The organism is Reyranella soli, from assembly GCF_007992495.1.
Lineage (GTDB): Bacteria > Pseudomonadota > Alphaproteobacteria > Reyranellales > Reyranellaceae > Reyranella > Reyranella soli.
This window is the reverse complement of sequence record NZ_BKAJ01000078.1, coordinates 41673-54377: the sequence shown is the minus strand read 5'-3', so window position 1 is coordinate 54377 and position 12705 is coordinate 41673. Positions and strand designations below refer to the sequence as shown.

13 protein-coding genes are annotated in these 12705 nt (G+C 66.0%); 10 read left to right on the top strand and 3 right to left on the bottom strand.

What is annotated here, in order from left to right; translation table 11 throughout:
- Positions 1 to 35: 35 nt before the first annotated feature.
- Both RSO01_RS22905 and RSO01_RS22900 read right to left on the bottom strand, forming a co-directional pair.
- Positions 36 to 503: a PaaI family thioesterase gene (locus RSO01_RS22905; RefSeq protein ID WP_147151784.1), complete on the bottom strand. Its 468-nt coding sequence runs from the start codon at positions 501 to 503 to the stop codon at positions 36 to 38.
- Between the two features lie 10 nt (positions 504 to 513).
- On the bottom strand, positions 514 to 987 hold the full coding sequence (locus RSO01_RS22900; RefSeq protein WP_147151783.1) for a MarR family winged helix-turn-helix transcriptional regulator: 474 nt from the start codon (positions 985 to 987) through the stop codon (positions 514 to 516).
- 57 nt (positions 988 to 1044) lie between these two features.
- Between RSO01_RS22900 and RSO01_RS22895 the strand changes: the two genes are divergently transcribed.
- From RSO01_RS22895 to RSO01_RS22850, 10 genes are all read left to right on the top strand, one after another.
- Entirely contained in the window at positions 1045 to 2079 is a 1035-nt protein-coding gene (locus RSO01_RS22895) for a 2Fe-2S iron-sulfur cluster-binding protein (RefSeq protein WP_147151782.1), read from the top strand.
- Positions 2076 to 3002, top strand: a complete 927-nt coding sequence (locus tag RSO01_RS22890) for an SDR family NAD(P)-dependent oxidoreductase (RefSeq protein ID WP_147151781.1) — start codon at positions 2076 to 2078, stop codon at positions 3000 to 3002. The genes RSO01_RS22895 and RSO01_RS22890 overlap by 4 nt, the downstream gene beginning before the upstream one ends.
- A 10-nt stretch (positions 3003 to 3012) precedes the next feature.
- Positions 3013 to 3720, top strand: coding sequence for a Phenylacetic acid catabolic protein (locus tag RSO01_RS22885; RefSeq protein WP_147151780.1), 708 nt, complete (start codon positions 3013 to 3015; stop codon positions 3718 to 3720).
- A 4-nt stretch (positions 3721 to 3724) separates the two neighbouring features.
- Positions 3725 to 4348, top strand: a complete 624-nt coding sequence (locus RSO01_RS22880) for a hypothetical protein (RefSeq protein ID WP_147151779.1) — start codon at positions 3725 to 3727, stop codon at positions 4346 to 4348.
- Positions 4349 to 4364: 16 nt separating this feature from the next.
- Positions 4365 to 5198 (top strand): alpha/beta fold hydrolase, encoded by an 834-nt coding sequence (locus RSO01_RS22875; RefSeq protein WP_147151778.1) that lies wholly within the window; start codon positions 4365 to 4367, stop codon positions 5196 to 5198.
- A gap of 11 nt (positions 5199 to 5209) precedes the next feature.
- Positions 5210 to 6745 carry a M81 family metallopeptidase gene (locus tag RSO01_RS22870; RefSeq protein ID WP_147151777.1) on the top strand — a complete coding sequence of 512 codons (1536 nt, stop codon included), beginning with the start codon at positions 5210 to 5212 and terminating at the stop codon, positions 6743 to 6745.
- A gap of 27 nt (positions 6746 to 6772) precedes the next feature.
- Positions 6773 to 8341 carry an ABC transporter substrate-binding protein gene (locus RSO01_RS22865; RefSeq protein WP_147151776.1) on the top strand — a complete coding sequence of 523 codons (1569 nt, stop codon included), beginning with the start codon at positions 6773 to 6775 and terminating at the stop codon, positions 8339 to 8341.
- Between the two features lie 190 nt (positions 8342 to 8531).
- The gene (locus tag RSO01_RS22860; protein ID WP_147151775.1) at positions 8532 to 9539 is read left to right on the top strand and encodes a TRAP transporter substrate-binding protein; all 1008 of its coding nucleotides are present in this window, start codon (positions 8532 to 8534) and stop codon (positions 9537 to 9539) included.
- On the top strand, positions 9536 to 10123 hold the full coding sequence (locus RSO01_RS22855) for a TRAP transporter small permease (protein WP_246158678.1): 588 nt from the start codon (positions 9536 to 9538) through the stop codon (positions 10121 to 10123). The genes RSO01_RS22860 and RSO01_RS22855 overlap by 4 nt, the downstream gene beginning before the upstream one ends.
- Positions 10120 to 11460: a TRAP transporter large permease gene (locus tag RSO01_RS22850; protein ID WP_147151774.1), complete on the top strand. Its 1341-nt coding sequence runs from the start codon at positions 10120 to 10122 to the stop codon at positions 11458 to 11460. Before RSO01_RS22855 ends, RSO01_RS22850 begins: the two co-directional genes overlap by 4 nt.
- A 49-nt stretch (positions 11461 to 11509) precedes the next feature.
- On the opposite strand, the gene RSO01_RS22845 is transcribed toward RSO01_RS22850, so the two are convergent.
- Positions 11510 to 12391: a pirin family protein gene (locus tag RSO01_RS22845; RefSeq protein ID WP_147151773.1), complete on the bottom strand. Its 882-nt coding sequence runs from the start codon at positions 12389 to 12391 to the stop codon at positions 11510 to 11512.
- Positions 12392 to 12705: the final 314 nt, after the last annotated feature.

Sequence of the window (12705 nt, the reverse complement as noted above, 5' to 3'; positions counted from 1 at the left end):
ATGACGCGCGACTGGAGTCGCGCGCCCCCCGGCGCTTACTTCCGTGGCCGCACGATCTTGATCGTCGACGTCGCGTGCACCACCAGGCGGCCCTTTTCGTCCCTGATGTCGCCGTCGAGGAAGCCGACCGAGCCGCCCCAGCGCACCACACGGCCCTCGGCAGTCACGAAGCCCGGGCCGGCGGCCTCCAGGAAGCTGATCTTGAGCTCCAGGGTCGGCACGGCGTTGGCGAAGCTGCCCTTGGCCATCGCGGCATGGGCCATGGCGGTGTCGACCATGCCGGTGAGGAAACCACCCTGGCAGACGCGGCCCTGCGAATGGCAAAAGGCCGGCACGATCTCGAAGCGGAAGCGACAGAAGCCACGTTTCGAATCGAGCTCGATGACCTCGCCGTTCAGGATCTTGACCGGCTCGGTGGTGCGGGCATTGAGGATTTTCAGCGCCTCGGCGTCGCTCAGCGCGCCGATGTCGACGCTGGCGAAATCAGGATGGGTCGAGTTCATGCGGCGCGGACTATAACGAACGCGCGCCTGCGTGCACCTTTTCGAGAAGGTCGATCAGCACTCGTATTTCGGCGGCCGAAAGCTGCGAGGCGATGCGCTTCTCATGCGCGCGCACCAGCCGGGCAAAGCGCGCCAGCGCTTTCTCGCCGTTGGGCGTCAGCGCCAGCGCGTGGGTGCGGCCATCGGTCGGCGAGCGGTGGCGCATCAGCAGGCCGCGTTCCTGCAGGCGGTCGAGGATCGGCACCAGGGTCGAGCGGTCGATGCCCAGCGCCCGCGCCAGCGCCATCTGGCTGAGACCCGCATTGCGGTCGACCAGCACCAGCAGGCCGAACTCGCCCGGCGTCAGCGCCTCGCCCGCCTTGTCGAAGGTATTGGCGAAATCATCGAACACCGCCGACTGGGCACGGCGCAGCACATAGCCCAGCAAGGACGGTAGAAGACCGCGATCCAGCGAGGCGGACGGTTTGGCGGGTGGACGACCCATGCCGGGAGTGGTAAACGGAGATTGTTTGGGGATCAAACAAATTCTCGCGTTTGCCCGATGAGCTTCAAAGTCCGTATCGTCCAGGCTGAGCGTACCATCGAGGTTCCGACCGGGGCCACCATCCTGTCGACCGCGCTCGATGCCGGCCTCTCCTATCCGTTCGGTTGCCAATCCGGAAACTGCGGCGCCTGCAAATCGCACCTCGTGAAGGGCGAGGTGACGATGGAGGGTTATTCAGAGTTCGCGCTCTCCGACGAGGAGAAGGAGCGCGGCCTGATCCTCGCTTGCCGCGCCGTGCCCTGGGAGGACAGCGAGGTCGCCTGGCTGGAGGAGGACGACCTGGTCGTCCATCCGCGCCGCCTGCTCGACTGCGAGGTCGTGGCCCTCGACGACGCCACGCACGACATCAAGCGCATCCGGCTAAAAGTCGTCTCGGGTGGACCGTTCGACTTCTCGGCCGGCCAGTTCGCCTCGGTGACCTTCGAGGGCTGCCCGCCGCGCGACTATTCGATGGCCAACGTGCCGGGCGATCCGATCCTCGAGTTCCACGTCCGCACGACGGGCGGCGCCACCTCCACGCACGTCGCCGAGAAGCTCAAGGTCGGCGACCATGTGCGCGTCGAGGGTCCGTTCGGCCCGTCCTACCTGCGCGAGACCCATCGCGGGCCGATCATCGCCATCGCCGGCGGCTCGGGCATGGCGCCCATCAAGTCGGTGATCGAGCGGGCGTTGCAGCAGGCGCTGCCGCAGCACATCTATTTCTACTTCGGCGTCCGCAGCGAACGTGACCTCTACCTGCACGACCATTTCGCCCGGTTGGCCGAGACCCACAAGAACCTGCATTTCATTCCGGTGCTGAGCGAAGGCGAGAGCGAAGAACGCCGCCTGGGCCTGGTGCACGAGGCCGTCGCCCAGGACTTCGACGAGTTCGACGGCTGCAAGGCCTACCTCGCCGGCCCGCCGGTCATGGTCGAAGCGGCAACCAAGCTGTTCGAGCAGCGCGGCATGCGCCGCATCGATATCCATGCCGACGCCTTCTACACCGCAGCCGAGATGGCGAGCGCGGGCAAGAAAACGGGAGCGGAATTATGACGGGCCTTCTGGAAGGACGTGCTGCCATCGTCACCGGCGCCGGCCGCGGCATCGGCCGGGCCATCGCCGAAGCGCTGATCGCCGAGGGCGCCAGCGTCATCATCGCCGACAACGGCGCCTCGATCGGCGGCGAGGACGGCGATCCGACGGTAGCCCGGGAGACGGCGGCGGCGCTGGGCAAGAAGGCGTTCGCCTTCGCCGACAGCGTCGCCTCGCCCGGCGCGGCCAAGGGGCTGGTCGAGACGGCCGTGAAGAATTTCGGCGGCATCGACATCGTGGTGAACAACGCCGCCATCCTGCGTGACGCCTTCGTCTTCCGCGCCGATCCGCGCGACTGGGATGCGGTGATCCGCAACAACCTGTCGGCCGCCTTCTATCTCATCAACGCTGCCTCGGCCGTGATGCGTGACCAGGGCAAGGCCGGTCGCGGCGGTGCCGGCGGCTACGACTGGGGCCGCATCGTCAACATCGTGTCATCGGCCGGTCTCTACGGAAATCTCGGCCAAGCGGCCTACGCCAGCGCCAAGGCGGGCCTGTTCGGCCTGACGCGCGTCACGGCAATGGACCTCGCCCGCGCACAGATCACCGCCAACGCGGTGGCGCCGTTCGCGCGGACCCGCGTTACCGACATCATCCAGCCGGCCAACGACGCGCAGAAGGCCTACAAGGAACGTGCGCTCAAGATCGGCGCGCACCATGTCGCCAACCTGGTGACGGCGCTCTGCTCGCCGGCCGGCAAGGGCATCACCGGCCAGTTGCTGGGCGTGCGCGGCCGCGAGGTGTTCCTGTTCGGCCAGCCGCGCCCCGTCGCGCGCATCGAAGCCGGAGCCACGCTGGCGCAGGATCTCAGCGCCAAGCTCGCCGACAAGTTCACCGACCTCACCACCGATCTCGAAGCCTTCAATACCGAGCCCCTCGTCTGAGGAGACCACCATGAGCGAGCCCATCGTCGTCAAGACCGTCGAGGAGCTGAAGGCCGCTCCCGAGGAATATCGCGAGGCCGTAGCCAAGCTGGTGATCAGCCATGCCGTGAATGAACTCTACGGCGCGCAGGTGTTCGACGAGCCGGCGATCGCCTACGCGCCGACGCCTTACGCCAAATGGCTGACCTGCCGTGTCGCCATGGAGGAGTACGGCCATCACGTGCGCTTCAAGCAGCTCGGCGTGCAGATGGGCATCCCCGAGGGCCGCATGATCCCGGGCACCGGCAAGCGGCCACTATCGATCTTCGAGTTCCCGCTCAAGACCTGGGAGGAGTTCGTCGCCATCAAGCTTCTGGCCGACCTGGCCGAGATCCTGCAGGTCGAGGACCTGCTGCACTGCACGTTCCATCCGCTTAGAAATCTTGCGCGCGCGACCATGCCGGAAGAGCGTTTCCACGCGCAGTTCGGCGAGGACTTCACCGCCGAGCTGATCAAGACGCCGGAGGGCAAGGCCACGCTGCAGGCCGCGATCGACGAGTACTTCCCCTACCTGCCCTCGTTCTTCGGCGGCTCGAAGTCGAAGAACAACGAGGTCTTCCGCAAGTGGAACATCAAGCAGCGCACCAACGACGAGATGCGCGCCGACTTCATGAAGCGCGCCACCGAGGTGGCGGCCAAGTACGACCTGACCCTGCCCGAGGTGAAGCAGGCGGCGTGAGGACGTGAAGCGGTCCCTGCCCGATCAGGAAAGAGCGCGGCGGGAGGAAGCCGACACGCGATCGTCTCGTCCTCATGTCAGGGAGATCCTGCCGACTGCCCTGCTGGAGCGGGTCAAGGAAGAAGCCAGAGTCGCGGCCTGGTTCGCCGCCCTGGGCGAGCTGCTGACCGAGGGCGATCGCGGCGACGCCACCGCCTATGCCACGGCCCTCGGGCTCGGCCCGTTGCGCGTGGTGCAGGCCCATGACTGGCCCGAGGCGGAACGCGTGCTCAAGGCGCCCGACTGGTCGCTGGCATGGTGGGACCGCGAGGAGGCGTTGCGCCAGCGACTCCTTTCCGAAGCCGAAGCGCGCTATCCCGAGCGCGAGCTGTGGACGGCGCTGACCGAGCTCACCACCGAGGTCGGCGAGATCGTGCACGGCAAGGCGGCCACCGCCGCCTCGCGCATGGGCAGCGCGGCCAGGGCCTCGATCCACGTCGCTGCCGGCGCGGCCGCGCAGGCGGCCTATCAACTGGTGCTGGCGCGTCTGGCGGAAGACGTCGCCTCGCCGTTCGAAAGCAAGTTTCGTCTGTTCGCTGCGGGCCGCTGGCCGTTGGGCGTCGTGGGCTCTACGCTGGTCCTCTTTTAAGAGGGCTTCCATCTCCATGACCTACAAGGCGCCGGCGCGCAGCGTCGGCCGACTGCAGCGGCCGTTCGGCGATCTCTATTACGAAGTGTCGGGCAGTGGGCCGGCGTTGCTGTTCGCTCATGGCCTGGGCGGCAATCACCTGAGCTGGTGGCAGCAGGTCGCGCACTTCGCCCCGCACTACACGTGCGTCTCGTTCGCTCATCGCGGCTTCGCACCGTCGAGTGCGATCGACGGCGGCCCCGACCCCGCCGACTACGCCTCCGACCTCGCAGCCCTGATCGATCATCTCAAATTCCCCAACGTGCGGCTGGTCGGCCAATCGATGGGCGGCTGGACGGTGCTCGAGTACGCGATCACGCATCCGGCGAAGGTGAAGGCGCTGGTCCTGAGTTCGACCTCCGGCACCCTCGATCGCCGCGCCTCCGATCCGTCGGGCGGCTCCGTCTACGGTGCATGGGCGAAGGACGCCGAAGCCAAGGCCGCCACCGGCCTCGCCAACGGCATCCATCCGGCGATGGGCATGGCAGCGGCAGCGCGCTCGCCCGCCTTGCACCTTCTTTATGCCAGCATCGACACCATGGCGGGCGCGCTCGACAAGGCGAAGGTGCGCGAGGGGCTGCGCCGTACCGCCCGTCGAACCGTCACTGAACTGACGGACTTCCGCGTGCCGACGCTCCTGATCGCCGGCGGCGAGGACGTCGTCTTTCCGTCCTTCCTGGCAAGCGCCATCGCGGCAGCCCTGCCCTGCGGGGAAGCACATCTGATCCCCCATGCCGGCCACTCGCCATATTTCGAGGAGGCCGCTACGTTCAACGGGCTGGTCGAGGCGTTTCTGGCGCGCCAGCGCTAACAGGAGGAAACGTGTCGCAGGACAATCCGCGGATTGCCGTTCTGAGCTTTGCCATCGAATGCAATCGGTTCTCGCCGGTGACCACCGCGGCGGACTTCGAGACGGACGTCGACATCCGCGGCAACCAGATCGTGAGCGAGTCCCGCTCGGGCGCTTCGATCACGCTGCCCGATCTGCCCGGCTTCTTCACCGAGATGGATCGCACCGGCAACTGGACACCGGTGCCGTTGCGCGTCTCGCAGGCCCAGCCCGGCGGCCCGGTCGAGGAGAATTTCTTCAAGCAGTTCCTGGCCGAGATCGAGGCCGGCCTGCAAGCGGCGACGCCGCTCGATGCGGTGTTCGTTGCCGCCCACGGTGCGGCGCTGGCCGAAGGCACCGACGATCCCGATGGCGATCTGTTCGAAACCATCCGTCGCGTCGTCGGGCCGGATATCCCGGTCGTCTCGACCTTCGATCTGCACGCCAACGTCTCGCGCCGGATGACCGACAACCTCTCGGTGTTCGTCGGCTACCTCGAGAACCCGCACACCGACATCTACGAGCGCGGCGTCGAAGCCGCCAAGCACATGCGCGAGTGCCTGGCGGGCGCACGCACCGCGGTCACCATGGTGAAGGTGCCGCTGGTGCCGCCGCAAATCTCGTTGCTGACCGCCAAGGGCCCCTATGCCGACCTCATCAAGTACGGCCAGACCAAGGTCGGTGGCGACATCCTCAACGTCTCGGTGATGGCAGGCTTCGCCTACAGCGACAGTCCCAAGAACGGGCTCACCGCCGTGGTGACGGCGCGCAACGGCAATCGCCAGGCGGCGGCGGACCTGTCGCTCGATATCGCCAAGCGCGCCTGGGGCATGAAGGAACGCTTCAAGCGCGCCATGACGTCGCTCGCCGACGCCGTCCAGCTCGCCGTCTCGGTCGGCCGCGACCGGCGCCGCAAGGCCATCATCCTGGCCGACGTCGCCGACAACCCCGGCGGCGGCGGCCGCGGCAACACCACCTGGCTGCTGCGCGCGCTCAAGGCCGCCCGCGCCCAGCACGTGATCTTCGGCGTGTTCAACGATGGCGCCGTCGCCGCCAAGGCGCACGAACTGGGTGAAGGCGCGATCTTCACCGCCTCGTTCAACTCCCAGGAACACCAGGAATTCTCCCTGCCCTTCGACTGCGAGGCCAAGGTCATGAAGCTGTCGGACGGCAAGTATGTCGGCCGCCGCGGCGTGCTGAAGAACGTGTCGTCCGACATGGGCCCCTCGGCACTGCTCGACCTCGGCGGCATCCAGCTGGTTGTCATCACCAACCGCTGCCAATGCATGGACCCCATGCAGTTCGAGATGTTCGGCCTCGATATCGCCCAGGCGCGGGTGGTCGTGGTCAAGAGCCGCGGCCATTTCCGGGGTGGTTTCGACGAGTTTTTCAACACCGGTCAAATCTACGAAGTCGACTGTCCGGGCTTGACGTCGCCGATCCTGGCGAACTTCACTTGGACCAAGTTGCCGCGGCCGGTCTATCCACTCGACGAAGAAACGAGCTGGACGCCACCCACTGGCGTCTAGGACCGCCGCCCTTGAAGGGAGGCTGTCATGTTGCGTCGTTCGTTGTTTGCCCTGGCGGGTGTAGCGTTGCTCTCCGGGCCGGCGTTGGCGCAATCGCCAAAGACGCTGCGCGTGGTCATGCATTCGGATCTCAAGATCGTCGATCCTGTGTGGACCACGGCCTATATCGTGCGCAATCACGGCTACCTGATCTACGACACGCTGTTTGCGATCGACGGCAAGTTCGAATCGCAGCCGCAGATGGTCGAGAGCTGGACGGTGAGCGACGACAAGCTCACCTGGACCTTCAAGCTGCGCGACGGCCTCAAGTGGCATGACGGCACGCCGGTGACCTCGGCCGACGTCATACCGTCCATCAAGCGCTGGACCGACAAGGACACGCTGGGCGGCCTGCTCGCCAAGTCGACCAAGGAGATGACGGCGGTCGACGACCGCACCTTCCAGATCGTGCTCAAGGAGCCGTTCGGCATGATGCTGAAGGCGCTCGCCAAGTCGGCGTCGGTGCCGTTGTTCGTCATGCCCAAGCGCGTCGCCGAGACGCCGGTGGCGCAGCAGATCTCCGACACCACCGGCTCGGGCCCCTTCATCTTCAAGAAGGACGAGTGGAAGGCCGGCGAAAAGGTCGTCTATGTCCGCAATCCCGACTACAAGCCGCGCGCCGAGCCGCCGTCGGGCCTGGCCGGCGGCAAGGTCGCCAAGCTCGACCGCATCGAATGGCGGTCGATCTCCGATCCGCAAACGGCGGTGAACGCCCTGCTGTCGGGCGAGATCGACATGATCGAAACGGTGGCGCACGACCTGTTGCCGGTGCTGGAGAAGGACAAGGACGTCCAGGTGGTCGTCCTCGATCCGTTGGGCCTGACCTACGTGCTGCGCTACAACTGGAAGCAGCCGCCGTTCGACGATGTGCGCTATCGCCGCGCCGCGACGCTCTCGCTCAACCAGAAGGATTTCCTGCAAGCGGTGATCGGCGATCCCCGCTACTACAAGGAATGCAAGGCGATGTTCGGTTGCGGCACGCCGCTCGAGAGCTCGGTCGGCATGCAGGGCCTGCTGGAATCGCGCTTCGAGGAATCGCGCAAGCTCCTGAAGGAGCTGGGCTATGACGGCACGCCGATCGTCGTGCTGCAGACCGGCGACAACCCGACGCTGACCAACCTGGCACCGGTCACCAAGACCCTGCTCGAGCGTGGCGGCTTCAAGGTCGACGTGCAGTCGATGGACTGGCAGACCCTGGTGGCGCGACGCACCAAGAAGGATCCCGTGGCGCAGGGCGGCTGGAACATCGCCCAGACCGCGGCAGCGGCCGTGCTGCTGCTCGATCCGGTCAACAACCACTACGCCGAGGCGAGCGGCGATCGCTCCCAGTTCGGCTGGCCGCTCGACGAGGAGATCGAGAAGCTCAGGATGCAGTTCATCCGCGAGGGCGATCCCAAGAAGCAGCTCGAGATCGCCGAGAAGGTCCAGACGCGCATCCTGAGCGAAGGCGTCACGGTGCCGCTCGGCCAGTTTCAGCAGCCGATGGCGCGGCGCAACACCGTGAGCGGCAACGTCGTCTCGCCGGTCATCGTGTTCTGGAACGTGGAGAAGAAATAGGCTTCTTGCCGGAGCGCGGACCTGGAGGTCCGTGCTCCGGCGAGATTGCAGAAAGACTGCAACCCGAGTCGTCGACGAAACCGTCACCCAGGCGCCTGGCTGATTGTCGTTCGCCTCACGAAGTGCGAACCTCAGTTCAACGAGATGCGGCAATCAAGACCGCTCCGCCTGATCCTGAGGGAGGAAACACATGGCCAAGGCATTCCTGCGTGGCGTTGCATCGGCGTTGTTCATCGCCGCCGGCCTGTCGCTCGCCGCGACCGGCGCCCACGCGCAAGCCAAGCACTACAAGATCGCCTACGACCAGCCCGTTGGCACGGGCTACGGCATCGCCGCCACCATCTTCGCCGACAAGCTGAAGGAGCTCAGCAAGGGCACGATGCTGATCGACCAGTATCCCGGCGCCCAGCTCGGCCAGGAACCGCAGGTGCTGCAGCTCGTGAAGGCAGGCGACATCGAGTTCTGCCTGTCCGCGTCGGCCAATGCCGCGACGCTGACGCCGCAGGCCGGCGTCATGTCCCTGCATTTCCTGATGCGCGACGAGAACCATCTCAAGAAGGCGCTGGCCAGCCCCGAGGTCTCGCAGGCCTTCCGCACCATGGTCGACGAGACGGTGCAGGGCGCGCACGTGCTCGGCCTGCTCACGCTGGGCTTCCGGAACATCTATGCCAAGAAGGAAGTCCGCAACCTCGCCGACATAAAGGGCATGAAGGTCAGGGTGCAGGCGACGCCGACTGAGGACACGATGTTTCCGGCCTATGGCGCGCAGATCGTCCACATGCCGTTCGGCAGCGTCTACACGTCGTTGCAGACCGGCGTCGTCGACGCCGCCGAGAACGGCGTCAACGTGTACCTCGTGAACAAGCACTATGAAGTCGCGCCGATCATGTCGATGACCCAGCATGAGGCGAACAACAACCTCCTGTGGATCAGCGACAAGCTGTGGTCGAGCCTCACGGCCGAACAGAAAGGCTGGGTGCAGGCGGCGGCCGACGAGGTCTCCAAGGTCGAACCGGGCAAGGCGCTCGACCTCGAGACCCAGTCGGCGGCCAAGCTCAAGGGCATGGGCGTCAAGATCGTGACCGACGTCGACAAGTCGGGCTTTCAGAAGGTCGCGCAGCCTTACCTCGAGAAGATGGCCAATGACCTCGGCCCGCACGCCGCGAAGATCCAGCAGCTGATCAGCGCCACACAGTGAGCGAGACCTCAGGCGCCGGGGATCCACACGGCGAGCGTTCGCTGGTGCTGCAGCGGCAGCGCCGGCTCAAATGGCGGGCGCTCGACTGGCTGGAAGCGGTGCTGATGATGCTGTGCGGCTTCACGCTCGCTGGTTTCTGCGCCGCGGTGGTGTGCGACATCGTCACCCGCACCATCGGCGCACCTTGGTTGTGGCTACAGGAGGTCACCTCGACCTTCTTCATCTACGGCATCTTCATCGGAGCCGCCGTCGCCACCCGGCGCAACGACCATCTGTTCCTCGCCGCTGTCGGCGAGTTCTTCACCGGCCGGCCGCGGCTGCTGATCGAATCGGCGATCCGCCTGGTGGTGATTGCGGTCGGCCTGTTCCTCGCATGGTACGGCTACATCAACTTCCTGCGCGGCTTCTCGAGCTTCCGCATGCCGTCGATGACGCCGATCGCCTCGCTCTATGCCGCGATCCCGATCAGCGGCGCCCTGATCGCGCTGTTCGCCTTCGAGCAGCTCGTCAACGGCTGGCGCAACGGCTTCGAAAGCGCACTGGCGGACGATGCGGCCAACGACGCCAGGGAGACGCCGTCATGAGCGCCACGCTCGTTCTCGGCCTCATGACGTTCCTGTTCCTGTTCTTCGGCTATCTCGGCGTGCCGGTGGCGTTCTCGCTCACCGCCGGGGTGATGATCGGGGCGGCCTTCACCGACGTCACCTTCGCTGCGATCGTGCAGAAGATGTTCGACGGCGTCGATTCCGAGGCGCTGCTCGCCATCCCGTTCTTCCTGCTGGTCGGCGAGCTGATGAGTTCGGCCAATGTCGTGCAGCGGGTGATCAACCTCTCGCTCACGCTGGTCGGCCATCTGAAGGGCGGGCTGAGCCAGGTCGTCGCCGTCTTCAGCATGTTCTTCTCCGAGATGTCGGGCTCGACCACCGCCGACGCCGCCGTCATGAGCCGCACGCTCGGCGTCTCGATGCGCAAGGAGGGCTACGATCCGCCCTTCATCGCCGCCATCATCGCCGCGGCCTCGACCATCGCGGCGCTGGTGCCGCCCAGCATCACCGCCGTCGTCTACGGCGCGGTCGGCAACGTGTCGATCGCCGGCCTGTTCATGGCAGGCTTCCTGCCCGGCTTCATGATCGGCTTCGGGCTGATGATCTACTGCTACTTCTTCGGCCCCGAGGGGATCCGCCGCCCGCGCGCCACCTTCGGCCAGTTCACCGACGCCACCAAGGCCGCGGCGCTGCCGCTCATGATCCCCGTCATCCTGCTGGGTGGCATCCTGACCGGCTGGTTCACGCCGACCGAGGCGGGTGTCGTGGCCGTGTGCTGGATCATGCTGGTCGTGATCCCGATGCTCAATCCGCGGCACATCCGCAACCTGCCGCGCGATTTCTGCTACGCCGGGCTGATCTACTCGCTGCCGTTGATCACCATCGCCGCGGCGACCGCCTTCGGCTGGATGCTGGCCTACCTGCGCGGCGCCATCGTGATCTCCGACTGGATCACCTCGCTCGCCGGCAACGACCCGCATCTGATCATGCTCCTGCTGGTGCTGCTGTTCACCATCGTCGGCGACTTCATCGAGCCGGTGCCGACCATCATCATCTTCATGCCGCTGGTGAACGCGTTGACCGACGCGGGCAGCATCAATCCCGTGCATATGGGCGTGGTGCTGATCCTCACCCTGGCCTTCGGCCTGATCACGCCGCCCTATGGCCTGGTCCTGCTGATGGCGTCGAAATTCGTCGGCGTGCCGTTCTCGAAAGCCCTGAAAGCCGCGCTGCCGATCTACCTGGTGTTCCTGACCACCATCGTGTTCGCGATCTACGTGCCGAGCGCGATCCTGTGGCTGCCCAAACAGGTCATGCCGCAGGCTGTCGGCTGCTTCAAGAATCCCAGCGGCAGCGGCTACATTTGCCCGTCGTGATCTCCTGGAGCGCGGACCTGGAGGTCCGCGCTCCGCTTGAACCGTCCTACTACTTCTCCGGCAGCGGGATGAACTCCTTGTCGCCCGGGACCTTGGCGAAGCGGCCGTCGCGCCAGTCGGCCTTGGCCTTCTCGATGCGCTCCTTCGAAGACGACACGAAGTTCCACCAGATGTGGCGCGGGCCATCCATCGTGGCGCCGCCCAGCAGCATGACCTTCGCGCCGTCGGGACCGGCGATCATCTCGACCGGCTGGCCGGCGTGGAACGCCGCGAGGTCGCCGACCGTCAGCAAGCGGTCGCCGACCGTCAGGCTGCCCTCGGCAACATAGGCCGCGCGCTCCACGTGCTCAGGCGACACCGCGATCTTGGCTGCCGCCGGCATCTCCGCCGCGACGTAGAAGATCGGCGAGAAGTGCGTCGTCGGCGCCGTGCGGCCGGCGTATGTGCCGACGATCAGCCGCAGCGCCGCGCCACCGTCGGTCCATGCCGGCAGCTTGCCCTTCTCGACATGCTCGAACGACGGCGCTGTCTCCTCGTGGCTTTTAGGCAGCGCCACCCACGTCTGGATGCCATGCATGCGAAAGCCTGTGCGCTTCATCTCGGGCTCGGTGCGCTCGGAGTGCGCGATGCCGCTGCCGGCGGTCATCCAGTTCACGTCGCCCGGACGGATCGCCTGGGCATAGCCCAAGCTGTCGCGATGGAAGATGCCGCCGTCGAACAGATAGGTGACGGTGGCGAGCCCGATATGCGGATGCGGCCGCACTTCCATGCCGTCGCCGCCCGGCGGCACGACCATCGGCCCGAAGTGGTCGAAGAAGATGAACGGCCCGACCATGCGCCGCTTGGCGCTAGGCAGCACACGGCGCACCGCGAAGCCCGGTCCCAGCTCGTGGGCGCGTCCCTGGATGAGAAGCTCGATCGGATCGGCCATCTTGTCCTCCTACTCCGCCTATGCTGCAGCGACGCGACTTGAGCGATCGCGACCTCACGCCGTTCTTCGCTCCCAAGAGCGTCGCCGTCGTCTCGCGCACTGTCCGCGCCTGCGCGATGCCGCACAGAGTGACAACTTGTCCGACGTTCACTTCCACGATCGCCGCAGCGTTAAACGCCGCCGCGTATGACCTAACATCCCATTTTCACGGGTGTTGCATTTTTGCAACTTTTTGTTGGACTTGTGGATTATCCGTGGCCACACTTGACCTTAGCAGGGCATAGGCGTGGGGCGCCGATCGGGGGATCGGTGTA

Bases quoted from the DNA above. Each gene is read 5' to 3' on its own strand.
- RSO01_RS22905 (WP_147151784.1), bottom strand. From the start codon at position 503: ATGAACTCGACCCATCCTGATTTCGCCAGCGTCGACATCGGCGCGCTG.
- RSO01_RS22900 (WP_147151783.1), bottom strand. From the start codon at position 987: ATGGGTCGTCCACCCGCCAAACCGTCCGCCTCGCTGGATCGCGGTCTT.
- RSO01_RS22895 (WP_147151782.1), top strand. From the start codon at position 1,045: ATGAGCTTCAAAGTCCGTATCGTCCAGGCTGAGCGTACCATCGAGGTT.
- RSO01_RS22890 (WP_147151781.1), top strand. From the start codon at position 2,076: ATGACGGGCCTTCTGGAAGGACGTGCTGCCATCGTCACCGGCGCCGGC.
- RSO01_RS22885 (WP_147151780.1), top strand. From the start codon at position 3,013: ATGAGCGAGCCCATCGTCGTCAAGACCGTCGAGGAGCTGAAGGCCGCT.
- RSO01_RS22875 (WP_147151778.1), top strand. From the start codon at position 4,365: ATGACCTACAAGGCGCCGGCGCGCAGCGTCGGCCGACTGCAGCGGCCG.
- RSO01_RS22865 (WP_147151776.1), top strand. From the start codon at position 6,773: ATGTTGCGTCGTTCGTTGTTTGCCCTGGCGGGTGTAGCGTTGCTCTCC.
- RSO01_RS22860 (WP_147151775.1), top strand. From the start codon at position 8,532: ATGGCCAAGGCATTCCTGCGTGGCGTTGCATCGGCGTTGTTCATCGCC.
- RSO01_RS22850 (WP_147151774.1), top strand. From the start codon at position 10,120: ATGAGCGCCACGCTCGTTCTCGGCCTCATGACGTTCCTGTTCCTGTTC.
- RSO01_RS22845 (WP_147151773.1), bottom strand. From the start codon at position 12,391: ATGGCCGATCCGATCGAGCTTCTCATCCAGGGACGCGCCCACGAGCTG.